This is a genomic window from Kribbella sp. NPDC051936, from assembly GCF_040680955.1.
Taxonomy (GTDB): Bacteria; Actinomycetota; Actinomycetes; order Propionibacteriales; family Kribbellaceae; genus Kribbella.
The window spans coordinates 1-26,610 of the sequence record NZ_JBFAXS010000004.1 but is presented as its reverse complement, the minus strand read 5'-3'; the positions used below and the strand labels follow the sequence as shown (position 1 = coordinate 26,610).

The 26,610-nt window shown below is 69.9% G+C and carries 23 protein-coding genes and 1 pseudogene; 12 read left to right on the top strand and 12 right to left on the bottom strand.

Annotated elements, in window-relative coordinates:
- The first annotated feature begins 45 nt into the window (after window positions 1-45).
- From AB0L64_RS14160 to AB0L64_RS14150, 3 genes are read left to right on the top strand one after another with little or no spacing between them, the layout of a single operon-like run.
- Entirely contained in the window at window positions 46-1,023 is a 978-nt protein-coding gene (locus tag AB0L64_RS14160) for a DUF5937 family protein (protein WP_363710554.1), read from the top strand.
- Window positions 1,024-1,049: 26 nt separating this feature from the next.
- On the top strand, window positions 1,050-1,712 hold the full coding sequence (locus tag AB0L64_RS14155) for a hypothetical protein (protein WP_359933276.1): 663 nt from the start codon (window positions 1,050-1,052) through the stop codon (window positions 1,710-1,712).
- 45 nt (window positions 1,713-1,757) lie between these two features.
- Complete coding sequence (locus tag AB0L64_RS14150; protein ID WP_363710553.1) at window positions 1,758-2,726, top strand: EamA family transporter; 969 nt, start codon at window positions 1,758-1,760, stop codon at window positions 2,724-2,726.
- On the opposite strand, the gene AB0L64_RS14145 is transcribed toward AB0L64_RS14150, so the two are convergent.
- From AB0L64_RS14145 to AB0L64_RS14115, 7 genes are all read right to left on the bottom strand, one after another.
- Entirely contained in the window at window positions 2,723-3,883 is a 1,161-nt protein-coding gene (locus AB0L64_RS14145; protein WP_363710552.1) for an alanine--tRNA ligase-related protein, read from the bottom strand. The two genes, AB0L64_RS14150 and AB0L64_RS14145, sit on opposite strands and share 4 nt — an antisense overlap.
- 229 nt (window positions 3,884-4,112) lie before the next feature.
- On the bottom strand, window positions 4,113-5,231 hold the full coding sequence (locus AB0L64_RS14140; protein WP_363710551.1) for a glycosyltransferase family 4 protein: 1,119 nt from the start codon (window positions 5,229-5,231) through the stop codon (window positions 4,113-4,115).
- Window positions 5,228-6,475: a M48 family metallopeptidase gene (locus AB0L64_RS14135; protein WP_363710550.1), complete on the bottom strand. Its 1,248-nt coding sequence runs from the start codon at window positions 6,473-6,475 to the stop codon at window positions 5,228-5,230. Before AB0L64_RS14135 ends, AB0L64_RS14140 begins: the two co-directional genes overlap by 4 nt.
- Window positions 6,468-7,952, bottom strand: a complete 1,485-nt coding sequence (locus AB0L64_RS14130; protein WP_363710549.1) for a hypothetical protein — start codon at window positions 7,950-7,952, stop codon at window positions 6,468-6,470. The genes AB0L64_RS14135 and AB0L64_RS14130 overlap by 8 nt, the downstream gene beginning before the upstream one ends.
- Before the next feature lie 89 nt (window positions 7,953-8,041).
- Entirely contained in the window at window positions 8,042-9,103 is a 1,062-nt protein-coding gene (locus AB0L64_RS14125) for an NlpC/P60 family protein (RefSeq protein ID WP_363710548.1), read from the bottom strand.
- Between the two features lie 338 nt (window positions 9,104-9,441).
- Window positions 9,442-9,672 carry a hypothetical protein gene (locus AB0L64_RS14120; protein WP_355689771.1) on the bottom strand — a complete coding sequence of 77 codons (231 nt, stop codon included), beginning with the start codon at window positions 9,670-9,672 and terminating at the stop codon, window positions 9,442-9,444.
- An 81-nt stretch (window positions 9,673-9,753) separates the two neighbouring features.
- The gene (locus tag AB0L64_RS14115; protein WP_363710547.1) at window positions 9,754-11,019 is read right to left on the bottom strand and encodes an NYN domain-containing protein; all 1,266 of its coding nucleotides are present in this window, start codon (window positions 11,017-11,019) and stop codon (window positions 9,754-9,756) included.
- Window positions 11,020-11,244: 225 nt separating this feature from the next.
- Between AB0L64_RS14115 and AB0L64_RS14110 the strand changes: the two genes are divergently transcribed.
- Window positions 11,245-13,038, top strand: a complete 1,794-nt coding sequence (locus AB0L64_RS14110) for a DEDD exonuclease domain-containing protein (protein WP_363710546.1) — start codon at window positions 11,245-11,247, stop codon at window positions 13,036-13,038.
- Here the strand turns inward: AB0L64_RS14110 and AB0L64_RS14105 are convergent.
- A complete protein-coding gene (locus AB0L64_RS14105; protein ID WP_363710545.1) occupies window positions 13,035-13,454 on the bottom strand; it encodes a hypothetical protein in 420 nt (139 codons plus the stop codon). The two genes, AB0L64_RS14110 and AB0L64_RS14105, sit on opposite strands and share 4 nt — an antisense overlap.
- An 84-nt stretch (window positions 13,455-13,538) precedes the next feature.
- Between AB0L64_RS14105 and AB0L64_RS14100 the strand changes: the two genes are divergently transcribed.
- The 3 genes from AB0L64_RS14100 (at window position 13,539) to AB0L64_RS14090 (ending at window position 18,304) form a co-directional block, all read left to right on the top strand.
- Window positions 13,539-14,330, top strand: coding sequence for a helix-turn-helix transcriptional regulator (locus tag AB0L64_RS14100; RefSeq protein WP_363710544.1), 792 nt, complete (start codon window positions 13,539-13,541; stop codon window positions 14,328-14,330).
- Between the two features lie 30 nt (window positions 14,331-14,360).
- On the top strand, window positions 14,361-14,648 hold the full coding sequence (locus tag AB0L64_RS14095) for an Lrp/AsnC ligand binding domain-containing protein (RefSeq protein WP_355480274.1): 288 nt from the start codon (window positions 14,361-14,363) through the stop codon (window positions 14,646-14,648).
- 119 nt (window positions 14,649-14,767) lie between these two features.
- Window positions 14,768-18,304: a hypothetical protein gene (locus AB0L64_RS14090; protein WP_363710543.1), complete on the top strand. Its 3,537-nt coding sequence runs from the start codon at window positions 14,768-14,770 to the stop codon at window positions 18,302-18,304.
- Window positions 18,305-19,319: 1,015 nt separating this feature from the next.
- On the opposite strand, the gene AB0L64_RS14085 is transcribed toward AB0L64_RS14090, so the two are convergent.
- Window positions 19,320-20,024 carry a hypothetical protein gene (locus AB0L64_RS14085; protein ID WP_363710542.1) on the bottom strand — a complete coding sequence of 235 codons (705 nt, stop codon included), beginning with the start codon at window positions 20,022-20,024 and terminating at the stop codon, window positions 19,320-19,322.
- 534 nt (window positions 20,025-20,558) lie between these two features.
- Between AB0L64_RS14085 and AB0L64_RS14080 the strand changes: the two genes are divergently transcribed.
- Window positions 20,559-21,200: a hypothetical protein gene (locus AB0L64_RS14080; protein WP_363710541.1), complete on the top strand. Its 642-nt coding sequence runs from the start codon at window positions 20,559-20,561 to the stop codon at window positions 21,198-21,200.
- 42 nt (window positions 21,201-21,242) lie between these two features.
- On the opposite strand, the gene trpD is transcribed toward AB0L64_RS14080, so the two are convergent.
- Genes trpD through AB0L64_RS14065 form a run of 3 tightly spaced genes read right to left on the bottom strand, consistent with a single transcriptional unit; the run spans window position 21,243 to window position 23,676 of the window.
- Window positions 21,243-22,286 carry an anthranilate phosphoribosyltransferase gene (trpD, locus tag AB0L64_RS14075; RefSeq protein ID WP_363710540.1) on the bottom strand — a complete coding sequence of 348 codons (1,044 nt, stop codon included), beginning with the start codon at window positions 22,284-22,286 and terminating at the stop codon, window positions 21,243-21,245.
- A 6-nt stretch (window positions 22,287-22,292) separates the two neighbouring features.
- The gene (locus AB0L64_RS14070; RefSeq protein WP_363710539.1) at window positions 22,293-22,712 is read right to left on the bottom strand and encodes a hypothetical protein; all 420 of its coding nucleotides are present in this window, start codon (window positions 22,710-22,712) and stop codon (window positions 22,293-22,295) included.
- 46 nt (window positions 22,713-22,758) lie between these two features.
- The gene (locus AB0L64_RS14065) at window positions 22,759-23,676 is read right to left on the bottom strand and encodes a cytochrome c oxidase assembly protein (protein ID WP_363710537.1); all 918 of its coding nucleotides are present in this window, start codon (window positions 23,674-23,676) and stop codon (window positions 22,759-22,761) included.
- 82 nt (window positions 23,677-23,758) lie between these two features.
- Here AB0L64_RS14065 and AB0L64_RS14060 point away from each other — a divergent pair, with 82 nt between their 5' ends.
- The 4 genes and pseudogenes from AB0L64_RS14060 to AB0L64_RS14045 all read left to right on the top strand — a co-directional run.
- Window positions 23,759-24,421, top strand: a complete 663-nt coding sequence (locus AB0L64_RS14060) for a heme-copper oxidase subunit III (RefSeq protein ID WP_363710536.1) — start codon at window positions 23,759-23,761, stop codon at window positions 24,419-24,421.
- On the top strand, window positions 24,418-25,284 hold the full coding sequence (locus AB0L64_RS14055) for a cytochrome c (protein WP_363710535.1): 867 nt from the start codon (window positions 24,418-24,420) through the stop codon (window positions 25,282-25,284). Before AB0L64_RS14060 ends, AB0L64_RS14055 begins: the two co-directional genes overlap by 4 nt.
- Window positions 25,281-26,333, top strand: coding sequence for a Rieske 2Fe-2S domain-containing protein (locus AB0L64_RS14050; RefSeq protein WP_363710534.1), 1,053 nt, complete (start codon window positions 25,281-25,283; stop codon window positions 26,331-26,333). The genes AB0L64_RS14055 and AB0L64_RS14050 overlap by 4 nt, the downstream gene beginning before the upstream one ends.
- Window positions 26,330-26,610 (top strand): annotated as a pseudogene (locus AB0L64_RS14045) (ubiquinol-cytochrome c reductase cytochrome b subunit); the annotation flags it as partial. The gene AB0L64_RS14050 and the pseudogene AB0L64_RS14045, both read left to right, overlap by 4 nt.

Below are 26,610 nucleotides of genomic sequence, written 5' to 3'. Positions count from 1 at the left end.
TGACGACCGGCGTAGAGTTTTGGTTGTGGCCGAAAGTTCTGGTTCATGACCGTCCTGCGGTTCACGCAGGCGGACGCGCTGCGCTGCCGGTTCGGTGCGTCGCCGCTGTGGGAGACGATGTCGGCGGTGCGGGTCCTGAACGGATCGAAGCACCGGCCGCTGTACGGCGACTGGATCGCGGCGAAGCGGGACGCCGCACGCACCCTCGACCTGCGGCTGCTGAAGGCCGTGCAGCCACGGGTCGGGTTCACGCCGGACTTCCTGACTCCACCACCCAAGGCGTCCCGCGCGAAGTTCGGCACCGAGATCGCCCGGGTGCGCAGCACGCCGCTCGACACGGTGCGGACCGAACTGATCCGGTCCCGCGACGAGTTGAAGAACCCCGCCGCGGCTGAGATCGACATGATGCTGGCGGACCTCAGCGGCAGCCGCGAACGGCTTGCCAACGAGATCGAAGCCGCGTGGGAGGCCCTGATCAGGCCGGACTGGCCGCTGATCAGCCGCGTCCTCGAGGACGACATCGCCTACCGCGGCCAGCAACTGACCGACGGCGGCCTGGCCGGCCTGTTCGACGACCTGCACCCGACCCTCGCCTGGGAGGACGACCGCCTGGTCGCCACCCGGTACCGCTCCGAGGACCGCGATCTCACCGGGCAGGGCCTGCTCCTGGTGCCCGGGGTCTTCGCCTGGCCGTATCTGGTGATCGTCGCCGACCCGGCCTACCACCCGACCCTCGTCTACCCCGCCCGCGGCGCCGCGCGGCTCTGGTCCGACGCACCCGCTCCCCCGGATCCGCTGGCGCGCCTCCTCGGCCGCACGCGCGCCACGCTCCTCGTCGCGCTCGACCCGCCCGCCACGACCAGCGCCCTCGCCGCTCAGTACAACCTGGCGCTCGCCACAGTCGCCGAGCACCTGTCGGCGCTGTACGACGCGGGGCTCGCGACACGTCGCCGTACCGGGCACCAGGTGCACTACCGGCGTACCGAGGTGGGACAGGCCGTGGTCGACGCCTCCGTCGGCTGAGCGCTGATCGGCGTCAGAATGCTGGGGTGAAGAAGGCGTCGTATCCGCGCACCCGCCACACCCGGCGCTGGCCGGCCTCGCTGGCAGTGCTGGCCGTGCTCGTCCTGCAACTGCTGGTGCCGGCGCAGATCAACGCGTTGCCGCGCTGGCTGATGCCGGCTCTCGGCTTCCTCCTGCTGCTGCCGCTGGTCTGGATGAACCCGTTCCACCTGCGCCGGGACGAGCCCTGGCTGCGGTGGGTGGAACTCACCCTGCTCGGCGTCCTGGTGGCCGTGAACGCGTTCTACCTGGCCGGGATGATCTTCTTCCTGAACAACGGCGACGCCAACGAGGGCAAGGTGCTGGTGAAGAGCGCCGTCCTGATCTGGGTGACGAACGTGGTCGCGTTCGCGGTCTGGTACTGGGAGATCGACCGCGGCGGCCCGTTCGCGCGGGCGCCGGAGCACGAGCGCGAGACCGAGCGGGCGGATCTGCTGTTCCCGCAGATGACCGTCGACCTGCCCGGCTGGAAGGGCTGGCTGCCCGGATTCACCGACTACCTGTTCGTCTCGTTCACCGCGGCGACCGCGTTCAGCCCGACCGACACGATGCCGCTGACGGCCCGGACCAAGATGCTGATGGGCGTCCAGTCGGCGATCTCCCTGCTGACCGTCGCCATCATCGCGGCCCGCGCCGTGAACGTCCTGTGAGATCCCACTCGACAGGCATGTAATGGGCATGAGAGCGTTATGCCCATGTACAGCACGAAGTCGGTGGGGTTGGGGTTCGCGGTCTTCTCCGCGATCACGTTCGGCGGATCGGGGCCGTTCGCCAAGGCCTTGATCGGGGCCGGCTTCACGCCACAGCAGGCGGCCTGGTTACGGATCCTCGGCGCCGCCGCCGTACTCGTCCCGCTCGTGCTGATCTTCCGCGGCCGCGGCGGCCTGCGCGCCGCGCGGGCGTCCTGGAAGGCACTGGTGCTGTACGGCCTGACCGGGATCGCCGGATGCCAGACGCTGTTCTTCCTCGCCGCCAGCCGGCTGCCGGTGGGCGTGGCGCTGATGCTCGAGTTCTCCGGTCCGGTGCTGGTGGTCGCGTGGCTGAAGTTCGGCCAGAAGGTCGCCGTCCCGCGCTCGGCCGCGATCGGTGTCAGCATCGCGGTCGTCGGTCTCGCGACCGTGGCCGAGATCTGGTCCGGGTTGCGGATCGACCTGATCGGCCTGATCGCCGGTCTCGGCGCGGCCGCCTGTCAGGCGACGTACTTCATCCTGATCGACAAGCTCACCGGCGCCGCGGACCCGCTCGTGATGACGGCCGCGGGCAGCGTGGTCGGCGCCGTCGTCCTGACGCTGATCGCGGCGCCGTGGGGTACGCCGTGGCACGTGCTCGTGGACACGATCGCGATCGGCGACCGGCACGCTCCCGGCTGGGTGATGGCCGCCTGGCTGATCCTGGTCAGCACGGTCGTCGCCTACCTGGCCGGCGCGGCCGCGGTCCAGCGGCTGTCGGCGGCGATCGCGGGTGCGGTCGCGTACGTCGAGGTGGTCGCCGCCTGCATCTTCGCGCTGATCCTGCTCGGCGAGACGCTGCGGCCGAACCAGATCGCCGGCGGCGTGATCGTGCTGATCGGCGCGTTCGTGGCCCAGTCGTCGGTCGGGAAGGTCGCGTCACCGGAGATTCCCGACGCTCCCCAGACCGACGTACTGGATCCGGCAGCCATCTAACGCAACGAGTCGACGAGTTCCCGCGGCAGCCCGTGGGTCTCGTGCAGGTACTCGTAGTCGGTGTCGTCGAGCGACTTGTGGAACCGCTCGTGGCTGAGGACCTTGCGGCCGCGGTCGAGCAGGTTGCTGAACCGGATCTCCTCGTCGATCAGGATCCGCCGGATCAGCGTCACCGTCTCGCCCTGGTGGAAGTGGTTCAGGGTGTGCTCGAACAGCTCGATCGGCAGGTCGGACAGTGACCGCGACTCGTCGGTCTGCCAGAGGATGGTCAGCATCCGGCGGATCAGCCGGCGCAGCACGTACCCGCGGCCGGTGTTCGACGGGTGCACGCCGTCGCCGACGATCACGATGCTCGACCGCAGGTGGTCGATGACGATCCGCTGCGAGCGCTCGTCCAGCGTCCAGAGCTTCGGGACGATCCGCAGCCACGGCTCGAACAACGAGGTCTCGTAGACCGAGGTCTTGCCCTCCAGCAGCATCGTCAGCCGCTCGAGGCCGAGGCCGGTGTCGATGTTCTGCTGCGACAGCGGTTCCAGCGAACCGTCGTCGTGGCGGCGGTAGCGCATCATCACGTGGTTCCAGACCTCGACCCAGCGGTCGTCGGTGGTCGGCGTCCCCTCCGGCTCGCCCTCACCGGTCCAGACGAAGATCTCCGAGTCCGGGCCGCACGGACCGGTCGGGCCGTTCGACCACCAGTTGTCGTCGGTGGTCAGCTCGATCGGCAGGCCGAGTTGCTGCCAGGTGCGCAGCGATTCCTGGTCGAGCGGCACTCCGTCGTCACTGTCGTCGCCGCCGAAGACGGTCACGTACAGCTGCCGGGGGTCGAGCCCGTAGCCGGTGGTCAGCAGTTCGTACCCCCATTCCAGGGTCTGGCTGCTGCCGTAGTCGCCGAGCGACCACGAGCCGAGCATCTCGAACACCGTCAGGTGGGTCGGATCCCCCACCTCGTCGAGATCGGTGGTGCGCAGGCATCGCTGGACGCCGGTGAGTCTGCGCCCCAGTGGATGTGGTTCGCCCTCCAGGTACGGCGTGAGCGGATGCATCCCCGAGGTCGTGAAGAGCACGGGATCGCCGAGCCGCGGGATGAGCGTGGACCCCGTCGTCGGGACGTGGTCGCGGTCGATGAAGAAGTCGATGAAGGTCCTGGTGATGCTCATGGTTCTCGTCCTTGTCGATACAGGACCGGAACCGGACCACCGGGGCTACAGAAACAACAACACCGGCGAACCGTTTCCGGTCGCCGGTGGAAGTTTCAGGATGTCAGGCCGCGGCAGCCGGAGAGCGGAAAGCTCGTACGGCTGCGGCAAGTCGGAACATCCGGTGCATGCCGGCCAGAGTACACGACCCCCACCACACCCTGTCCACCGATTCCCCCGCCCCCGCGTGTCACACGGCCAGCAGCTCCCGCAGCACGGCGCCCGACCGCGACCACGCCCACTCGTCCTCGACCCACTTGCGGCCCGCTGCGCCCAGAACGGCACAGTGCTGGGGGTTCGTCAGCAGTTCGCTCAGGCGCGCACCGACGGCGGCCGGGTTGTACGGATCGACCAAGTACCCCGTCGTACCGTGCAGGACCGTGTCGGAAGCCCCGCCGGAATCCCCCACCACCACCGGCTTGCCGGTCGCCGAAGCTTCCAGCGTGACGATCCCCAGCGCCTCCGGCTCCAGCCCGAACCGCCGTGTCCGGCAAGGCATCGCGAACACGTCCGCCGCATCGACGTACGGCGGGACCTCGGCCCACGGAACCGGCCCCGTGAACACCACCGCGTCGGACACCCCGGTGCTCACCGCCAACTCCTCCAGATAGTCCCGGTCCGGCCCACCGCCGACCAGCAGCAGCGTGGCCCCGGGCGCCGACTCGCGAACCCGCGGCCACGCCCGGATCAACGTGTCCTGGCCCTTGCGGCGAATCAGTCGCGACACACACGCGACCACCGGAACGCCGTCCAGACCGAGCCCTTTGCGGACCTGTTCGCCACCGCAGCCAGGAACGAACCGGGTGGAATCGACCCCCGGCGTCAGCCTTCGCACCCGCCCGGCGGCGGCCGGAGAAAGGGCAGGGACAATCTGCTCCTCACACCACGACGACACCGTCGTGACCGTGTCGGCGGCGTCCCCGATCCTGCGCAACGCCCGCCGGGCTCCGGGTACGCCGGCCCACCACGTCTCGTGCCCATGCGTCATCGCGACGATCTTCCGCGCGCCGGCCCGGCGCAGCGCCGTCCCCATCAACCCGAGCGGTGCGGCCGCCCCGAACAGAACCCGGTCGGCGCCGTACTCCTGCATCAGCTGCACGGCCCGCTTCGTGACGCGGGCCGTCGGCAACAACATCGACGACCGGTCCCGGACGACCGAAAACGGCAGCGTGGAGTCGTACGCCGCGTCGCCCGGCTCGCGCGACGTGTAGACGACGACGTCGGGCAGCTCGTCGCACAGCGAACGGACGAACGTCTCGATCCCGCCTTGCCGCGGCGGGAAGTCGTTGGTGACGACGAGAACCGTCATCGCGTCGCCAGCGGCGGGACCGTTCCGCCGTTCCCGGCCGCCCAGGCCCGGCCCATCGCGATCCGCTCCGGCGCGGTCGGATGGCTGGCGAACATCCAGTACCGCCAGCGGCTGGGCTCCAGACCGGAGATGTTCCGCACGGCGAGGTCGTGCTGCATCGCCACGAAGTCGCGCGGGTCGTTCGTCAGCCGGAGCGAGTGGTAGTCGGCGCGCGCCTCGATCTTGCGGCTCACCAGGTTCTGCACCGGGCTCGCCAGCGTCGTACCGGCCACGATCAGCGCGACCAGGACCGCCGTACGGCGCGGGTCCGCCGGCCGGGATCCGAGCAACAGGTACAGCAGCGTGACGCCGAACGCCGTACCGAGCACGCCGATCAAGGTGCCGTGCAGGACGTCGTCCTCCGCAGCGTGGCCGAGCTCGTGCGCCACGACGAGCCGCACCTGCGCGGGCGGCGTGTCCTTCAGGAGCGTGTCGTAGACGACCAGCCGCCGGGTCGAACCGAACCCGGACACGTACGCGTTGAGCGCCGTGGTCCGCTTCGACGCGTCCGCGACCAGCACGTCCTTCACCGGTACGCCGTCCTCGGCCGCGAGCTTCAGGAAGTCGTTGCGCAGGGCACCGGCCGGCATCGACGTGAACGTGTTGAACCGCGGCTCGACCAGCACCGGATACGCGAACGACACACCGAGCACGAGCAAGGCCGCGACGATTGCTCCGGGCAACCACCAGCCCTGCGGGCGGCGCTTCGCGAAGCCGATCAGGACGACCGCGAGCACCGCGATGCCGAGCGACGTGATCGCCCAGTTCACGCCGCGGTCCCACACCCACAGCCGCCAGTTCTCGACCGCCAGGCCGTACTTCAGGCTGACCCGCTGGGCGAGCACATCGGTCGGAAGGGTGAGCAGGTTGCTGATGAGGGCGATCCCGGCGACCGTGACCGGTACGGCGAGGAACCACAGGCGGATCCGCAGCCCGTCGTACAGCCGGCGGCCCAACGGACTGAAGCCGATCACCAGCGGGACCACGACCGAGATGATCCAGGACGCCGTCGACCAGCGGAGGATCTCGTGGCGGAACGCGTTCTGGCGGGCGATCTCCGCGGACGTGAAGTCCAGCGCGGCGTCCGGTGCGGACAGATCGATCAGGTGCCAGGGCGTGGTGACGGCGATCGTGAAGACCAGTGCGAGCGCGAGCAGACCGCCCGCGGCGCGAGGCGCCCACGGACGGGACGTTGCTCTAGGCACCGGCGAGCCGTTCGAGGTACTTCTGCCACTCGGCGACGAACTCGGCTTCGGTCATCCCCAGCACCGACTTGAACGCGTCCGCCAGCCCGGCCGACGTCTTCGACGCGTGCACGGCCCGGTAGAACCTGACCAGCTTGTCCTGCCCCTCACGCTCGGCGATCAGCCGGCAGGCCAGCCACGCCGACTCGTACGCCTGCGGCAGCTCGGTCGCCGACGCGGCGAACGCCTCCGGGGACGGCAGCGAGGCCGGCACATGCCCCGCCCGCACCGCCTTGAACAGCTCCTTCGCCGCCGACTCGTCCTGCACCGGCACGGCGGTGAACGCGACGTAGTCCGCGAACCCCTCGGCCAGCCACAACGGCACCGGCGACGCCGTCGCGGTCGACGCGACGTGGGTGGTCTCGTGCGTGAGCACGATCCGCCGGCCCTGCTTGCCGAGCTCCTCGAACAGCTTCGGATTGGCCACGATCCGCACCGGCGCGCCGATGGCCGGCGTGTCCAGCTCGGCCATCGTGACGGCCGCGATCTGGGTGTAGGTGTTCGGCTGCGCGCCGAGAACGTTCTCCATCTGGGCCTGTTTGGCCGGCAGGTAGACGACCACCTTCTGCCGCCAGCCCTTGCCCCACACCTTCGTCACCGACTCGACCGCCTTGTCGGCGACCGGCACGTAGCTGCGCGCCTCCGACTCCGAGTCGAGGCTGATCACCAGGCTGTGCTCGCCCTTGGCCAGCTCGATCGGGCCGAGCGCCCAGACCGGGCGGCGCTGTCCCGCCACGAACCGCTCCGAGAACGAGGCCGCGTACGTCTTGCCGTCGCGGGTCACGAAGGTCACCGGGAGCGTCTCACGGGCGGGTTTGACGTCGTACCCGGCGAGTTGCCAGGAGACCTCGACCTGCGCGAGCCAGGATTGCGTCCCGCCGAGCTCCGCCTGCCGGTCCGGGGTCAGCGCGGCCGCGTCGTCGCTCACGTAGCGCAGCTGGAACGTGCCGAGCGGGAGCGTGGTCAGGTTGCTGTAGATCGTCCGCGCGCTGGTCCGGAACTGCGTGGCCTTGGGGTCGATCGTGTTCAGGAACTCGGTGCGGTCCTCGTTCGCGACCGCGTCGGTCATCTTCTGCAGGACCGCCTCACCGGCGACCGCCCGCTGCACACCGGCCTGGGCCTGGTCGGGTGTGGTCGGCGTCGACTGCGGCGCCTGGCCCGCTCCCGGCGCGTTCGGATCGGCCGGGGCGTCGGCGATGTGCTGCAGGCCGGCATACCCGGCCCCGGCGACCAGGCAGACGGCGACGCCGAGCGCGACCTTCTTCAGGATCGGTGCGAACGGCGGCCGCTGCGGACCGTCGGCGCGCGACTCCGGCCGGTGGTCGATCGGCTCCCGAGGGTCACCGGACGACGGGATCACCGGCAGTGGAACCGTATCGCCCTGTTCGTCGATCACCTCGGCCCTTCGCTGCTCACCTGCCCCGACCAGGCGGAACACTACGTGCCTCCTCCGACACTACGGCACCGCCGTGAAAAGCCGCGGCTCCGGGGGACCCCCGGAGCCGCAGAGTATGTCAAGGTCGCAGGTCAGCCCGGACGGACCGCGGTGTTGTACGGGTTCTCGTCGAGCGGGGCGATCTCCACGCTCTTGCCCGGGCGCGGAGCGTGCACGATCCGGCCGTTGCCGAGGTAGATGCCGACGTGGCTGATCGGGCTGAAGAAGAAGACCAGGTCGCCCGGCATCAGGTCGGACTTGCTGACCCGGCGGCCCTCGCTGGCCTGCGCCTTCGACGAGTGCGACAGCGAGACGCCGGCCTTGCCCCAGGCGTACATGGTCAGGCCGGAGCAGTCGAAGGAGTTCGGGCCCGAGGCACCCCACACGTACGAGTCGCCGAGCTGGGCGAGCGCGGCGTTGACCGCGATCTTCGCGCGGCCGCTGGCCGGGACGTTCGGCAGGTTCTTGTCGTCACCGGTGCGGTCGCCGTCGCGGGTCGGGCGCTGCTTGCGCGCCTCCTCCGCCTCCTTGGCGTTCTCTTCCTCGATCCGCTTGCGCTCGGCGTCGCTGAGCTTGTCGAGCACCTTCTGCGCCGCGTCGAGCTTGCCCTGGAGCTGGTTCTTGAACGCGTCCTGCTTCGCCTGCACGGCCTGCAGCGCGGCCAGCTCGGTCTGCTCGCTGGCCTGCAGGTCGGTGAGCTTGCCCTGCGCGACCTGGTAACGACGCAGCGCCGAGTTCTGCTGGCCGGCGAAGGCCTGGGCGGTGGACGCCTGGCTGAGGAACTGGTCCGGGTTGCTCGACAGCAGCAGCTGCGCGGTCGTGGAGATGCCCGACGTCTGGTACCCGGCGACCGCGAGGGAGCCGATCTGCCGCTTCACCGCGTCCACCTGGGCCTGCTGCTTGGCGATACCCGCCTGCAGGGCCTTCACCCGGGCGCTCGAGGCGGTGATCTGCCCACGCAGGTCGTTCGCCGACTCGCCGGCCTCCTCGGCCTGGTGCTGCAGCGCCGCGATCTGCTTCTTCGCCTCGGCCAGAGTGGGCTTGGGGTCGGCGTCAGCCGCTCCCTGGATGAAGATCACTCCCGCGGCGACAGCGGTGCTGGTGATGGCGGCGAGGGCGATTCCCTTGGTGCGGTTGATGCGTCCGATGGACACAGCCCGGTCGGTCCCTTCCTCTGCTCGCGCCGTCCCCGTTGATCAGGCCCTCCGCACGGACTCTCGGTCCGCGGATCCGCCGGATCACTCCCTCGGCTTGCCGTTGCCCGGTCGGCCGGAGCGGCCGACGCCCTGAGGCAACGAGAGGTAACAGTAGTGACCGTTTCGTGACCAGTGCAATTCGCCCCTCGGGTTTGATCGAAAATTAACGCAGAGGTGGGCGGCGCGCAGCAGGCGCCATCTCTCCCGTCACCTCTCAGGCCAGTGCTGGCCAAACGATCGTTTCGCTTTGTCCCGTAAGGGGTTTACGTCCGCATCGTTCTGGCCCGCGCGCCGGGTCAGCCGGTCTGCTCCTTCGGCGCGTCGTTCGGGTCGACGCTGTTCACCGCGTGCACGAGGCGTAGCGGCGGGACCAGGCCGGACTCGGCGAGCGCGTCCAGGGCGGCCTTCTCGTCGTCGTCGATCCGCAGGCTGCCGGACCGTTCCTCCGAGAACCCCAGCACCACCGTGACGACGCAGTCCTGGCAGCCGGGACCCTTCATCACACAGGCGTCGCAGTCGATCAGCACAACATCCTCCAAGGGGGGAAGCACCCGGACTTGCATCCGGCTGAGAAGGACGCTAGAGACCCCCGCCGACAATTTCTGTCGTCAGGCACGGGCGATGCGTGATATCAGGCTGCTCGCGGTGAGGGCGCGGGCGCCGAGTTTGACGATGCTGTCGGCAACTTCGCGGTCGGTGGAGACGACCACCACCGGGCGGCCGGGCGGTTCCGCGCGGACCAGTTGCCTGATCACCTCGTCGGCGATCACGCCGGCCGGACTGAACCGCACCCGCACACCGCGGGGCGGGTTCAGCTGGACCGGACCCGACAGCTCGGCGCCGTCGAACACGACGGTGACCTCGATGCGCCGCTGTGCGACCAGTGCGCCCAGTGCAGTGACGAGCCGCTGACGCTGCGAATGCAACGGCGAGTTCGGCCAGGCGGTCTTCGTCACGTTGTAGCCGTCGATGATCAGATGCACCTGCGGCAACGCCAGCAACTCGTCGAAGAGCGCCGGATCGTCCTCGGGCGCCGTACGTCCGACCGGGGCCGCATCGGGCTCGGAGCCGGCCACCGTGTCCGCGGGACGGAGCTCTCCCCCCGGCGGCAGGGCCAGTTCACGGCGCAGGCCGCTCGCTGCCTCGAGCAACGTGTCCAGCAACAGCCGGGTACGTGTCGACGCGAGCTCCCGCTCCTGCCCCGCCGTACGACGGGCCGCGTGCTCGACCGCCTCCAACTCGGTGATGCGGGCGCGGAGCTTGCGCAGCTCACGCTCGACCTCGGCCCGCGCCGCGTCCACGCGTTCGTCGGCGCTTTCGGCTTCCCTGGTGCGTTGCTCGACCTCCGACTGCAGGCCGGTGATCCGCTGGCGGGCCTCGTTCAGCTTGCGCCGGAGCGTGACGTTCTCGGCCTTCAGCTCGTTGACCTGTTCACGAAGCCGTTCGCGCACCTGGCGGGTCTCGGTGCGCGCCTGGTCGAGTTGGTCGGTGAGCCGGTTCACCGCATCGCTGCCGGCCTGCGGGCTCTCCACGGGGACCTGGGCGGCCGCGGCGATGTGCTGCTCCCAGTCGTCGGGGCGCAGCAGATAGGCGAGCGCGGCGACCTCGACCGGATCCGCGGCCGGGACCGGCACGCCGTCTGCCACCGCGTCGCCGAGCTCCGGGTGCTCCCGCCGTACCTCGAAGGCCGTCAGCCGGCGGAAGTGGCCGTCGGTCTCGAGGATCGGCCCGAGCACCGAGGCCGACAGCTTGGCCCGTTTCGCCGGGGCGAAGCTGGCGAACCGGCGCAGCGGGGCCGGGATGTCGGTCGCGGGCAGCTGACCGAGGGCGTGCGCGGCGAGGGTCAGGACGCGTTGCCGGACCGGTTCAGGCAAAGTCGTAGCGGCGGAGCTCGCGGCGGTGCCGGCCTCAGTCACCGGTCCGCAGTCCGGCTGGAACGACGACCTGGCAGCTGCTGCTGGACCAGTGACGCAGACCACAGCGAGCGGGCGCCGGGCCCGGTTCCGCGGTGATCGCCTGTGTACGCATACCGAGAGCCTAGTCGACTCTCCTGCGTGTCACCTGCGGAATTGTCGGTGGCGGCTCCTAGCGTCGTGGCCATGACGAGCCCAGGGCATCCGCCGGCCCCGGATCCGCTGCTGCCGATCCGCGGTGTGCAGCACAGTTTCGACGACCTCGGCACGCCGCTGCACGCCATCACGTTCTGCGTCGTGGACCTGGAGACGACGGGCAACCCGCCGGGCGAGGGCGGCATCACCGAGATCGGCGCGGTCAAGGTGCGCGCGGGCGAGGTGGTCGGCGAGTTCCAGACGCTGGTCAACCCGTCGGAGTCGATCCCGCCGTTCATCGCCGTGCTGACCGGCATCACCAACGGGATGGTCGCCGCGTCGCCGCGGATCGAGTCGGTGCTGCCGGCGTTCCTGGAGTTCGCGCGCGGCTGCGTGATGGTGGCGCACAACGCGCCGTTCGACATGGGCTTCCTGAAACACGAGAGCCTCGTGCACGGGTACGACTGGCCCGACTTCACCGTCGTCGACACCGCGCTGCTGGCCCGCCGGGTGATCACCCCCGACGAGGCGCCGAACTGCAAGCTCGGCACCCTCGCGAAGCTGTTCCGCACGACCACCACGCCGAACCACCGCGCACTGGCCGACGCCCGCGCGACCGTCGACGTGCTGCACGGGCTGTTCGAGCGGGTCGGGTCGTTGGGCGTGCAAACGCTGGAGGACCTGCAGACGTTCTCGTCCCGGGTCGCGCCGGCCGTCCGGGCCAAACGCCACCTGGCCGAGTCGTTGCCGCACGCACCGGGTGTGTACCTGTTCACCGACGACCGCGGCGAGGTGCTGTACGTCGGGAAGTCCAAGGACCTGCGCACCCGCGTCCGCTCGTACTTCACCGCCTCCGAGACCAGGAACCGGATCGGCGAGATGGTCGGTATCGCCACCGGCGTCCGAGGGATCGAGTGCGGGACGCCGCTGGAGGCGGAGATCCGGGAGCTGCGGCTGATCGCGGAACACAAGCCGCGGTACAACCGGCGGTCGAAGTTCCCGGAGCGGCAGCATTGGCTGAAGGTCACGGTCGAACCGTTTCCGCGGTTGTCGCTGGTCAAACAGGTGCGCGACGACGACGCCGGGTATCTCGGGCCGTTCAGCTCCCGCAAGACCGCCGAGCGAGCGATGGCCGCGCTGCACGAAGCGTTCCCGATCCGGCAGTGCACCGCGCGGATGTCGAAGCACCCCTCCCTGTCGCCGTGCGTGCTGGCGGAGATGGGCCGGTGCGTGGCGCCCTGCGACGGCCGGATCTCGATGGATTCGTACGGCGAGTTCGTCGCGGCGCTCCGGTCGGCGCTGACGGCGGACCCGACGCCGGTCGTCGACGCGCTCGACCGGCGCATCGACGTCCTGTCCGCGGACGAGCGGTTCGAGGACGCCGCCGTCCACCGGGACCGGTTGAGCGCGTTCGTGCGCAGCTCGGCGCGGATGCAGCGGATGGCGTCCATCACCGGCTGCGCCGAGATCTGTGCCGCCAGGCGGACCGACGACGGCGGCTGGGAGCTCCACGTGATCCGTCGCGGGCGGCTCGCGGCGGCCGGGTTCAGCCCGCGCGGCACCGACCCGCGGCCGCACCTGGAGATGCTGCGCGCCTCGGCCGAGACGGTGCTGCCCGGGATCGGGCCGGTCGCGGCGGCCTCGCCGGAGGAGATCGAGCTGATCCTGCGCTGGCTCGAGCTCCCCGGCATCCGCCTGGTCGAGATGGACGGCACCTGGACCTGCCCGGTGAGCGGCGCCGGCCGGCACCTCACCCGCCTCGACAACGCCCACTCCGACCACCACCAGCACCCCACCGAACGCCGCCGCCACCTCCGCCCGCTGGGCCCGGCCAGGGTGAGTTAGGCCTCGATGAACTGGTAGTCGGTGCTGATGCGGCCGTCCGGGGCGAGCTGGAGGAGATCGATGCCAATGGCAAGCGGCTCGCCGCCGCCGGCCGGGACCATCGCCCAGCGCAACTTCACCACATCGCGGAGCGCGGCCGCCTCGCCGTGCTTCACGAACTCGTACTGCCCGGGCGCGACGAACTCGTCGTACGCGCGAGTCACGCGGCTGAGCAGCTCCGCGTGTCCACGCGCCTCCAGAGTCGCGGTGACGCCGATCTCGGCGGCCCGCTTGACGATCTCCTCGGGCGGCTCCAGCAGGTGCACGCCACCGTCGGTCCACAGTGCTTCGACGGCCTCCTTGCGGGCGTCGGCGTCGGCTTCGTTCCAGAGTGCTACATAGCGATTCGCGAGTTCTTCGGCTGCGTTGTTGTTCATGACCACGACTTTGCCGGTGGCATCCATCGACCGGCAATTCCCTGCTGGGTATGGATTGTCGGCGGCATGCGCTAGAACTGCGGCATGGCATCCGAACTGTCCGTGGGACTACGGTCGTGGCGCGCCCGCCGGCGGGTGAGTCAGCTCGAGCTGGCCGTCCGCGCGGGGACCACGCAGCGACACGTGAGCTTCATCGAGAGCGGCCGGTCGGTGCCGGGACGCGACATGGTCATCCGGCTCGCCGAGTCGCTCCAGGTGCCGTTGCGGGAGCGCAACCAGCTGCTCGTGTCCGGCGGCTACGCCCCGGCGTACGACGAGACGCCGTACGACTCCCCCAGCCTCACCGCGATCCGGACCGCGCTGGCCCGGATCCTCGACGGGCACCGGCCGAGCCCGGCCGTGGTGGTGGATCGGCGTGGTGACCTGGTGCTCGCGAACAGGTCGTTCGACGCGCTCGTCGCCGGAGTCTCGCCGAACCTGCTGGTTGCGCCGGTGTCGGTGCCGAGGCTGTTCCTGCACCCCGACGGGCTGGCACCGCGGATCGTCAATCTCGCCGAGTGGTCGTGGCACGTGATCGACGGGCTCAGCCGCGAGGCCGCCCTGGTGCCGAACCTCGAGGCCGACGCGCTGATCGCCGAGCTGGTTTCGCTGATCCCGCCGCGTCCGGAAACGGGGCCGGACCACCTCGGGTTCGCCGTACCGCTGCGGCTGCGGTCGCCGGACGGGGAGCTGCGGTTGATCACGACGCTGACCAGGTTCGGGACGGCCGTCGACGTGACCGTGTCGGAGCTGCGGATGGAGGCGTTCCTGCCCGCGGACGAACCGACGGCGGCCGCCCTGCCGGGACTCGGCCGCGACTATGCTTCAGCAGGTTGACAAGGTGAGTGTTCTGGAGGAGAGGACGGCATGGTCACCGCGATCGTGTTCATCAAGGCCGACGTCGCACGGATCCCGGAGGTCGCCGAGCAGGTGGCGGCGATCGACGGCGTCAGCGAGGTGTACTCCGTGACCGGCGGGCTCGACCTGATCGCCCTCGTCCGGGTCGCGCGGCACGACGACCTCGCCACCGTCATCCCCGAGCACGTCAACCGGGTGCCGGGTGTGCTCAGCACCGAGACCCACATCGCCTTCCGCGCGTATTCCAGCCACGACCTGGAGGCCGCCTTCAGCCTGGGCCAGGAGGACGGTGTCTGAGACGTGGTCCCAACGGATCCGACTGACACGAGCTGAAGTTACGGTGTGCACATGAACGTCCGGGGTCAGGTCCATGCCGAGCAGGTCCGCGCAGTCGCGGCATCCCAGCGAGGACGCGGATGAGCAACCCACCCGTCGGCTGGTACCCCGACCCCACCGGCCAGCCCCACACCATCCGCTTCTGGGACGGCAAGAAGTGGACCAACAAAACCAAACACGAGAACGAGGCGGCCGAAGAGCCCACGGCGCCCGAGCCGGTTCCGGCTGATCCCGATCAGGCAGCATCCCACCCGGAAGCCACCACCGACCAGGTCGATCAGCACCCCCGGCCAGCCGAGCAGCAGCAACAGCCTTGGCCAACCCAGCAGCAGGAGGAGCCCGCTCAGCAGCAAACCTGGCCAACCCCGCAGGACGAGCCCTCCCAGCAGCAGTCCTGGCCGGCTCAGCCGCAGGAGCCAGCTCAGCAGCAGTACTGGCCAAGCCAGCACGCCGACGGCCAGCAACAGCCGTGGTCCGCCGAGCAGCAGCCGTGGTCAGCAGACGAGTTCAGCTCCTACGACCAGGCCAATGCCGAGCAGGCCCAGCAGCAGCCATGGCCCGGCCAGCAGCACCCCGCAGCGCAACAGCCCTGGCTTGCCCAGCAAGAGCCTGGAGCTCAGCACCAGGAACAGCCTTGGCCTGCCCAACAGCAGCCCGCAGCTCAGCAGCAGAACCAGCCCTGGCCCGCCCAACAGCAGCCGGACCAGCAGTCGACGGCCCACGACACCACGCCACAACAGCCCTGGTCCGCAGACCAACAGCCCTGGTCAGCCGACCAGTTCAGCTCCTACGACGAGCCCAACGCCGACCACCCCCAGCAGCAGCCATGGCCCGGCCAGCAGCAGCCTGCCGCTCACCACCAGGAACAGCCTTGGCCTGCCCAACAGCAGCCCGGCGCCCAGCAGCAGAACCAGCCCTGGCCCACCCAGCAACAACCGGACCAGCAGTCGACGGCCCACGACACGACGCAACAACAGCCCTGGTCCGCAGACCAGCAGCCGTGGTCGGCCGACCAGTTCAGCTCCTACGACCAGCCCGACGCCGAGCAGGCCCCGCCCGGCCAGCAGCACCCCGCAGCCCAGCAGAACCAGCCCTGGCCGCCCCAGCAGCAGGAGCCCGCACAGCAGCAGTCCTGGCCGAGCCAGCACGCCGACGGCCAGCAGCAGCCGTGGTCCGCAGACCAACAACCGTGGTCAGCCGACCAGTTCAGCTCCTACGACCAGCCGGATCCTGACTCCGAGCAGACTCAGCAGCAGCCGTGGTCTGCCCAGCAGGACTGGTCGCAGGAGCCGACCGTGCGAGGCTCCGGCACACCCGAGCAGACTCAGCAACAGTCGTGGTCGGCCAACCAGCAGCCGTGGTCAGCAGACCAGTTCACCTCGTACGACCAGCCCGAGCAGACCCCCTCTGAACAAGGCACGTCCAGCACCTGGGACATGCAGCAAGGCCCGGCGCAGCAACCGACGGACCACGCACCTGACGCCAACGAGCCGACGCGCCCAGTGCCCGTACAGCCTGCGGACGAACCGCAGCCCACGCCTGGCCTACGCTCAGTGCAGCACACCCCTGCCGAGACGACCGAACAAGCCGAAGGCGGCGGCTGGTGGCAACCGGCCGCAACACCGCAACTGTGGAGCACGACGCCGTCCACCAACGACGCAGGGACCGGCGGTACACGCCTGCGCGCAGTCGCGCCGGACGAAACCGCGCCCTCGCCCCAGTCAGCAGCTGCCCAGGCGACACAGACAGTCGAGCCAGCTCAGACCACCGAGGCGTCACGAGCAGAGGCAGCCGCACGTGCGCGCGCGACCTGGGGCGCTCCGGAGCTAGCCCCTGCTCCGCCGGAGCACTGGACCCGACGTGAGATCTCTCCCGAGCTCGAAGAAGAGTCCGCCCCACCCACCGACGTACAGCCAGGCGAACAAGCCACCGGCCGGACCCTCAAGCTCGCCCCAGCCCTTGCCGACGACGCAGCCGAGGCAACGCCGACATCTGCAGCCGATACCGGCACGCCAGATGCGGATGAACAGGCCGCGAACCAGCGGACAACGGACCAGCACGCCGTAGACCCGCACGCCGCAGACCCGCAGGCAGCGAACCAGCTGGCAACCGACCCGCATGCAGTGACCCAGCACGGTGCAGACCAGCGGCCTGCAGACCAGCAGGGTGCAGACCAGCGCGCTGACCAGCGGACAACGGACCAGCGGGCTGCGGACGAGCGGGCTGCGGACGAGCGGGCTGCTGAGCTGGCGGCTGATGACGCTGAGGCGGCCGGTCAGCTGCGGCCCGACTGGGGTAGCCAGTCCGGTGACGAGCAGGACGAGCAGGCAACCGACGTACCAGCGTGGGGTGTCGAGGCGTCGGCCGAAGAGGACGAGCAGAAAACAGAGAAGGCCAGTCCTCTCTGGACTGTTCCGGAGACGTCAGACACCCCGCAGGAGCAGCCTGTCCAGCTGTGGGGCGATCAGCCGAGCCAGACCTCGAGTGCGGGGCAGACCGCTCAGGCCAGGCAGGTTTGGGGTTCACAGCAGAGTACGGCGGGAGTTGATGCGCCCAGCGACAACGGTTGGGGCGGCTCGAACGGCGTACAGGAATCCTCGCCGTGGGGCCAGCAGCCAGCCGCCGGCCAGCAGGGTGGTGACCAAGTGTGGGGTGGCCAGTCCTGGCCCGTGCAGGAGGCCTCCGCTCAGCAGAACGCTCAGCCGCCCCAGCAACAGTGGGGTGCCGGCAACCAGCTAGCCGGCCAGCAGCAGGGCCAGCAGGCTTGGGCTGGTCAACAGACGCAACGAGCCTGGGGCGACGACGCGAGCGAGGCTTGGGGCGGTCAGACCGACCTGAGCGCCGGCGTCGGCAAGCGGGAGGGCGGCAAGGGCAGCAGGAAGTCCAATAGTTCCGGCGGAGGTGGTCCGTTCGGCGGGAAGATGCCGCTGATCATCGCCGGCGGGGTCGCGATGGTCCTGCTGATCGTGGCTGCGGTGGTTCTGCTGACGAAGCCCGACAAGGACACGGCGGACCCCGATCCGACCGGTACGACGACGCAGAGCTCCTCCCCCAGTCCGACGAACCAGTCCAGCACCAAACCAGGTCAGTCGAAGAACCCGTCGCTGCACGAAGGCGCCGGCCGGATCGCGTCGGACGCGATCTCGTTCCCGCGCCGGAATCCGCCGTGGTCGGACCGCAAGCGCCTGGTCGAGCAGCTGATCAACTCGAACGGGCAGCGCATCGTCCTCAAGGAGGACGTCGTCGAAGGCGACGACTGGAGCGCGGACATCTTCGTCGGCGGTCTGGGCACCGGGTCCGGCTTCAACGGCGACCCGAAGGCGACCGCGGCGTCGCTGTCGCTGAAGGTGCGCGAACGCATGTACGGGAACATCCCGGTCACGTACAAGACGGTCGCGAACGGCCCCGTCAAGCGGAGCGGCAAGGCCGGCTGGGTGTTCCAGCAGTCCGTGACCGCGACAACGACTGCGGTGACCGATCGAGTACTTACCCTGACGGTGGCCGTTTTCGACCTCGGTGACGGGACGGCGGTCGCCTACATCAGCGGCATCCCGAACAACCGCCCGGACCTGAAGAAGGCCGCGGACCAGGCCTACCTAGGAATTCAAGTTGGCTGACAACAACGAAACCCCGCCCCACGACACCCCCCAGGGCACGGACCCGCTCACGGGCACCCCCCAAGCACCGCCCTCCCCCACGCCCAGCAGCGAGGCACAAGGCGCCGGCCAGGTACCCGGTCTCGGTGAAGCGCCGCGTGCTGACCACCCGGCAAGTGCCAGCGAAGCGCCGGGCGCCGGGCAAACGCCGGGTATCGGCGAGTCGCTGGCCGCCGGCCAGCTACCAGGTCGCGGTGAGATGTCGGGTGCGGGTCAGGCGCCAGGTGAGGCACTTGGCGTAGGCGAAGTATCAAGCGTCGGCGAGCCACGTGGCGCGGGCCGGGCATCAGGTCTCGGTCAGGCGCCGGGTGCGGTTCAGGCGCCAGGGCTTGGTGAGGCGCTCGGCGCAGGCGGGGCGTCAGGCGCCGGCGACGCACGTGGCGCAGGCCAGGCATCAGGTCTCGGTCAGGCGCCTGGTTCGGGTCAGGCGCCAGGTCTTGGTGACGGACGTGGTGCTGGCCACGCGCAGCGTCACGGTGCGGCATCGGGTGGAGGCCAGGCGTCAGGTCACGGTACGGCGTGGGGCGCAGGTCAGGCGCCGGGTCTTGGGGAGGCATGGGGGCCAGGTCAGGCGCCCGTTTTGGGTGGATCTCAGGGGGCGGGTCAGGCACCGGGTGCGGGGCAGGGTGGGTCTTCGGATGCTCTGTTCGGGCAGTCGCCTGCTCCGGCGCCGCCTCCTCCGCCGCCGGTACGGCCGCAACACGCGGCCCCGCCGCAGCAGCACTGGACCAGCCAGCCCTCACAGCCTTCTACCCACCAGCAACCGACCACTCAGCAACCACCTGCGCCGCCACACCCCGGCACACAGACACCAAGCGCACAGCAGTTGGGCGGCCCGCGGCAAGGCGGGCAGCGGCCAGGCGGGCAGCAGCCAGGCGGCCAGCCCTTGGGATCTCAGCAGTCGGGCGGCCAGGCCGGCGGACCGCGTGCGGGGTCCCAGGCGGGCGGGCAGCACGCGGCGTCCCAGGCGGCGGGTTCACAGGCGGCGGGGTCTCAGCCAGCGGGGTCGCAACCGGCGGGGTCTCAGCCGGCGGGGTCTCAGCCGGCGGGGTCTCAGCCGGCGGGCGGTCAGCAGCACGGGATGCAGCCGGGTGCGGCGATGTGGGGCGTACAGCAGCCACAGCCGCCGGGTGGGCAGCAGGTGCGGCCTCAGCATGCGGCTCCGCCGGCGGGGGCGCAGTACGGCGGGCAGCGTCCGGTGCAGCAGTCGGGGCAGGGTGAAGCGGGCCGACCAGACGGTGGCTACGCGCAACCGCGTCCGCAATCCCACCCTGGGCAGCAGGCTCCTGCACAGACGGGCCAGGCCGGTGATCGGCAGGCCGGACAGATGTGGGGTGTGCAGCAGGGCGGTCAGCGGGCGGGTGGCTGGCAGGCGCAGGCTCCTGGACCTCAGGGCAGTGGGCCGCAGTTCGGCGAGCAGGCCGGGGCGCAGGGGTGGCAGGTCAGTTCGACGCGGGGCGGGCCTGCTGGGACTCAGGGCGGGCAGCAGGTCGGCGGGCAGGGCTCTCAGCACGCTGGACCGCAAGGCGGGCAGCTCGGTTCGGCGCAGGGCGGGCAGGCTGGTTCGGCCCAGGGTGGTCAGCAAGTCGGCGGGCAAGGCTCTCAGCAGCCTGGCGCGCAGGGCGGACAGGTCGGTCCAACGCAAGGCGTGCAGGGCGGAGGACCGCAGGGTGGTCAGCACGCCGCGCCGCAGGGCGGTCAGCAGGGCGGTCAGCAGGGCGGTCAGCAGGGCGGTCAGCAGGGCGGTGCGCAGGGTGGGCGGGCTTTGTTTACTGAGGTGGTTTCGCGGGCGGTTGGGCCCGGGGCTGCGGGGGGTTCACACTCGGGTGCGCAGGGGGCTGGTTCGGGTGATGGGCGCTCGGATGGGCAGGGTGCCGCGTACGAGGCTGGGCCGGGTGCTGGGCCGGGTGCTGGGCACGGAACCGGGCAGGGCGCCGCGCGTGGGGCTGGGCACGGGGCTGGGCAGGCCGCCACGCACGGGCTCGGCGCTGGGCACGGGGCCGGGCACAGCGCCGCGCAGGGGGCTGGGCATGGGGCTGGTGGGTTTGTGGGGGGTCATGGGGTTGGTGGTGGGTCGCGGGGGGCGGCTCGACATGGTGGTGGGGGGTCCGTCGGCCTAGGTGCCGGGGCTGGGCCTGGTGGGCGGGCTCGGGCTGTGGGGGCTGTGGTGTTGGTGGTGGCGGCTTTGGCTGCTACCGGGTTGAGTGTGGGGTGGGTGTGGAACAGGGCTGAGGCGATCAGTCCGGTTGCGTTGCCGACGACGGCGGAGAAGCCGATCGAGACGGTCAGTCCGTCGGTGAAGCCGACGAAGACGCCGACGCCGTACGGCAAGGTGCTCGGGACCGAGATGCTTGCGGCCAACAACGACACGATGCCGGTGATGAGTTCGGCATGGGGCAACAACTACGAGCGCACCGGTTTGTGGGGCGGCGCCGCGGTCTGGTTGACGGTGCACAACAACTACAACGGCAAGGGCTCGTCGTGGGGCAACTACGTGTCGTTCGGGCAACTCCCGCCGGACATCCCGTACCAGAATTCCGCGGCGGGTCGTAAGCAGGCCGCGATCCAGATCGGCGCCCGCGCACTCGTCAACTTGTACGACAAGAACGTGACGGTGGTGAAGGGCAGCAGCACTCACAAGGTGATCACGGTCAACGGCCACCCGGGCCACGAACTGACGGCCAGGGTCCCGGTGAGCGTGCCGAAGCTGACGGAGACGTACTCCACGATCATGATCGCGGTCATCGACCGCGGCGACGGCACCGCAGACGTCTCGATCGCCGACCTGGCCGGATCCACCCCAGCCTGGCAGAACGTCTGGCGCTACAAGGTCAGCCAGATCAAGGTCAACAAGTAGGAAGGTGCCGGCGGGGACAATCCCCGCCGGCATCAACAAGAACTAGCCGCGCACCTCGGCGCAGGTCGCGATCCAGCGGTCCAGCACGTCCTTCGCGGCCCCGGAGTCGATCGCCTCGGCCGCGCGGTCCATGCCGCTGCGGATCCGCTCCGTCACAGTGCCGGCCTCCGGCGTGTACGCCGCGAGCGCCGCGCCGGCGTTCAGCAGTACGACGTCCCGCACCGCCCCCGGCTCGCCGTCGACGAGGGCCCGCACGACCTTCGCGTTGTACGCCGCGTCCGCGCCCTTCAACGCGTCCGCGGCCACCGGCTCGATGCCCAGCTCCCGCGGGTCGAGCGTGACCGGTCCCTCGACCCGACCGCCGCCGACCGTCCATACCTGCGACGTCGTCCGCGTGGTCAGCTCGTCCAGCCCGTCGTCGCCGTGGAACACGAGCGCGTCGATGCCGCGCCGCGCGAGGACACCGGCCATCAGCCCGGCGATCCGGCCGTCGCCGACGCCGACCGCCTGCGCCGACGGGTTCCCCGGGTTCGCGAGCGGGCCGAGGAAGTTGAACGTGGTGGGCACCCCGAGCTCCCGCCGCGGTACGGCGGCATGCCGCAGCGCGGGGTGGAACGCCGGAGCGAAGCAGAACGTGATCCCGGCCCGCTCCCCCACCTCGGCCACCTGCGCCGCGGTCAGGTCGAGCGGAATGCCCAGCTCCTCGAGGACGTCCGCCGCGCCGCAGGCCGACGAGGCCGCGCGGTTGCCGTGCTTCAGCACCTTCGCGCCCGCCCCGGCCGCGACGATCGCGGACATCGTGCTGATGTTCACCGTGTGGGCTTGGTCACCACCGGTACCGACGACGTCCAGCGTCCGGCCGGGCACCGAGATCCGGGTGGCGAAGTCGCGCATCGTGGCGACCAGGCCCTCGACCTCGGTGACGGTCTCGCCCTTGGAGCGCAGCGCGATCACGAACCCGGCGAGCTGCGCGGGTGACGCGGCGCCGGACAGGATCTGCTCCATCGCCCACGCCGTGGCGGAGGCCTCCAGGTCCTCACGCCGCAGCAGTGGGTTCAGCACCTGCGGCCAGGTGTAAGCCCCCATGGTGCGTCAGGCGGTGGTGGCGGGGAGCTTGGCCAGCCGCTGCCGGAGCAGCTGCGCGGTGACCTCGGCCAGCTTGATCGGGTCGATCGGGTGCGAGACCGCGCCCTCGGCCCGCGACCAGGTCGCCAGCCAGGCGTCCTGCGGACGGCCGGTGATGACCAAAACCGGCGGGCACTGGAAGATCTCGTCCTTCAACTGCCGGGCGATCCCCATGCCGCCGGCCGGGACGGCCTCGCCGTCGAGGATGGCCAGGTCGATCCCGCCCTTGTCCATGGTCTTGATGACGGCCGGCTCGGTGGCGCACTCGACGTACTCGAGCTCGGGGATATCGGCCGCGGGCCGCTTGCCGAGGGCCAGCCGGACGGACTCCCGCGTCGTACGGTCGTCGCTGTAGACCAGGACCTTCAGCGGACGCTCTGAACTCATCGATCCATCCCAAGCTGTGTACTCGACAAACCTGACACCGCGAATGCTACCGGGGCGCCTGCTCGGCCCGACGAGCCTGTTCCTCCAGGCGGTCCAGGCGCCGGTCCTCGCGGCGTGCCTCGCGCTGCGACTCACGCACCCACTGGACGAACAGTACGGCGAAGAACACCACGCCGACGATGTCGCCCGAGCCCCACAGCAGGCCACCCGCGATGTACTGGTCGTGCAGCGGCGAGGGCGGCCAGGACCGGCCGAAACTGGTGTACCAGTCCTCGGCGATCAGCGTGTTCGCCGACATGATCGTGATGCCGAGGAAGGCGTGGAACGGCAGGGTGAGGAACACCAGGATCAGGCGGAACGGGTAGATCACCCGGCCGGGCACCGGGTCCAGTCCGAGCAGCGGCCAGAAGAACAGCGAGCCGACCAGGATGAAGTGCAGGTGCAGCAGGTCGTGCAGCACGGTCGAGTGCAGCGTCGCGTCGTACCAGCCGCTGAAATAGAGCGCCCACGGGCTCAGCACGAACAGCGTGAAGCCGATCAGTGGAAAGCAGAGCACCTTCGCGAACCGTGAGTGCAACACGGAGAGCAACCATTTCCGCGGCTGCTGCGGCAGGGTCCGCAACGCCAGCGTGACCGGCGCGCCGAGCGCCAGCGCGAGCGGCGTCAGCATCGACAGGATCATGTGCTGCACCATGTGCACGCTGATCAACACGGTGTCGTACGTGCCGAGCGCGGACTGGGTGGCGATCACGGCGCTTCCCAGCCCCACCCCGACGAACGAGAACGTCCGGCCGCGGGACCACTTGTCGCCGCGTTTGCGCAGCTTGTGGACGCCGTACAGGTACAGCGCGCCGAGCACGACGATCACGGCGAGTAACACCGGTTCGAAGGTCCATGCCGTCAGCAACCGGACCGGAGTCAGCGGCTCGATCCGGTCGCCGGGCGTGGCGTGAAGGGGAAGCACGCTTCCACAGTAGAAACAACGGTTCGGCGACATGCACGGGGGTGGTCGTGGCGCTGAACAGCGGGACCGACATAATGACCGCGTGGCCACTGCAACCGCGCTCCCAGCGTCTCGTGAACACGGACACCACGACCGTCCCAGCATGGTCAGTGTCGGCACGATCGTCTGGCTCTCGAGCGAACTGATGTTCTTCGCCGCCCTGTTCGCGGCGTACTTCACGATCCGGTCGGTGACGACCGCTGCCGCCGCTCCGGGGACGGAGACGCTGTGGCAGGTCATGACCGAGCGCCTGGATGTGCCGTTCGCCTCGGTGAACACGCTCATCCTGGTGGCGTCGTCGTTCACCTGCCAGTTCGGCGTGTTCGCTGCCGAGCACGGCCGGGTGGGCCGGACCGGCTCGCTGCTGAACCTCCGCTCCTGGGGCATGCGTGAGTGGTTCATCCTCACGTACATGATGGGCGCGGTCTTCGTCGCCGGTCAGGTGACCGAGTACACCGCACTGGTGCAGGAGGGCCTGACGATCTCGTCGAACGCCTACGGCTCGGTGTTCTACCTCGCCACCGGGTTCCACGCGCTGCACGTGACCGGCGGCCTCATCGCTTTCGTGTTCGTCCTGGCCAGGACGTACATGGCTCGTAAGTTCACCCACGAACAGGCCGTCTCGGCGATCGTCGTGTCGTACTACTGGCACTTCGTCGACGTGGTCTGGATCGCCCTGTTCGCGACCATCTACCTGCTCAAATGAGTGAGAAGAGACCTTCCTTGTCACCGGCGCGCTTTCTCTCCGCGCGACGACGGCACCGGTCCGCCGGCCTCGTCGTGCTCCTGTTCGGCCTCCTGGCAGTGGGCTCGGCGTACGCCGCCTTCGCCCCTGACAACGCGGTGGCGGACAACTCGGCCCAGTCCCAGCAGATCGAGGAGGGCAAGAAGCTCTTCGCGGTCGGCTGTGCCAGCTGCCACGGCCTGAACGCCGAGGGCGGCGGGAACGGCGAGGGCAAGATGGCCGGCCCGTCGCTGATCGGCGTCGGCGCCGCCGCGGTCGACTTCCAGGTCGGTACCGGCCGGATGCCGGCGATGCAGCCCGGCGCGCAGATCCCGCGGAAGGCCCCGGCGTACACGCAGGAGGAGATCGAGGCCCTGGCCGCGTACGTCGCCTCGCTCGCCCCCGGTCCCGCGGTGCCGGCGTCGGAGGCGTACGACGTGAGCAAGGCCACCGACGAGCAGGTCACCCGCGGTGGCGAGCTGTTCCGCACCAACTGCACGGCCTGCCACAACTTCGCCGGTCGCGGTGGCGCGCTGCCGAACGGCAAGTACGCACCGTCGCTGATGGGTGTCAGTGAGAAGCACATCTACGAAGCCATGCTGACCGGTCCGCAGCAGATGCCGGTCTTCTCCGACCAGGTCATGCAGCCGGAGGACAAGCGCGACATCATCGCGTACCTGAAGGCCCTGCAGACCCAGAAGGACCCGGGCGGGTTCGGACTGGGCCGGCTCGGCCCGGTGTCCGAGGGCCTCTGGGGCTGGTTCGTCGGAATCGGCCTGCTGGTGGGCGTAGCGGTCTGGATCGGCGCCAAGGGCGTCAAGGCCAAGGGAGCGAAGGCCAAGTGAGCGACGACAAGAACCTTCCGGTCAAGCCGGAGGACGAGCACGGCAGCGCCGTCGAGGTGGCGGAGCCGATTCCGGACCCGGGTCTGGAGCCGCACGAGCCGCGGATCACCGACATCGACCCGAAGGCGGCCGACCGCGTCGAGCGCCAGGTGTCGGCGATGTTCGGTCTGGCGACGCTGCTGGTGCTGGGCTCCTGCGTGGCGTACTTCGCGATCCCGCGGGACTCGATCATCCAGTTCGGCCCGCTGTCCGGCAACGCGAACAACATGGTCATCGGCCTGTGCATCGGGCTCGCGCTGTTCCTGATCGGGGCGGGCGCGATCCAGTGGGCCAAGAAGCTGATGGTCGACGAGGAGATCTCCGAGGACCGGCACCCGGCGCACTCGTCGCCGCAGCAGATCGCCGAGATCACCGAGGCGTTCCAGCAGGGCACGGCGGAGTCCGGCTTCACCCGGCGCAAGATGATCCGCAACTCGCTGATCGGCGCCCTCGCCGTCCTCGGCCTGCCGGCCGTCATCCTGCTCCGCGACCTCGGCCCGCTGCCGGGCCGGGCGCTCTACAACACGATCTGGGCGAAGGGCATCCGGGTCGTCAACGACGTCACCGACCGCCCGATCAGGCCGTCCGACATGGTCGTCGGCCAGCTGGTCAACGCGGCACCGGCCAACCTGGCGCCGCTGCAGGAGGAGAGCCCGGTCGCGTACCAGAACGCCAAGGCCAAGGCCGCGGTGATCGTGGTCCGGATCAAGCCCAGCGAGATCCGCACCCCACCGGGCCGGGAGAACTGGGGTGTCGACGGCATCCTGTGCTACTCGAAGATCTGCACCCACGTCGGCTGCCCGATCTCCCTGTACGAGCAGACCACGCACCATGTGCTCTGCCCGTGCCACCAGTCGACCTTCGACCTCGCGGACGGCGCCAAGGTCGTCTTCGGCCCTGCGGCCCGGCCGCTGCCTCAGCTACCGTTGGCAGTGGACAGTGAGGGCTACCTGGTTGCGCAGAGCGGCTTCACCGAGCCGGTCGGCCCGAGCTTCTTCGAACGAGGGTGACAACAGTGTCAACAAGCACAGAGTTCCCTGGACCGGTCAAGTGGGTCGACGATCGCCTCGGCATCGCGAAGATCGGCAAGAAGAACCTGCGGAAGATCTTCCCCGACCACTGGTCGTTCATGCTGGGCGAGATCGCGCTCTACAGCTTCATCATCCTGATCCTGACCGGCATCTTCCTGTCGTTCTGGTTCAAGCCCTCGATGGCCGAGGTCGAGTACCAGGGCTCGTACAGCCTGCTCAAGGGCCTGCACATGTCGGAGGCCTACGCCTCCACGCT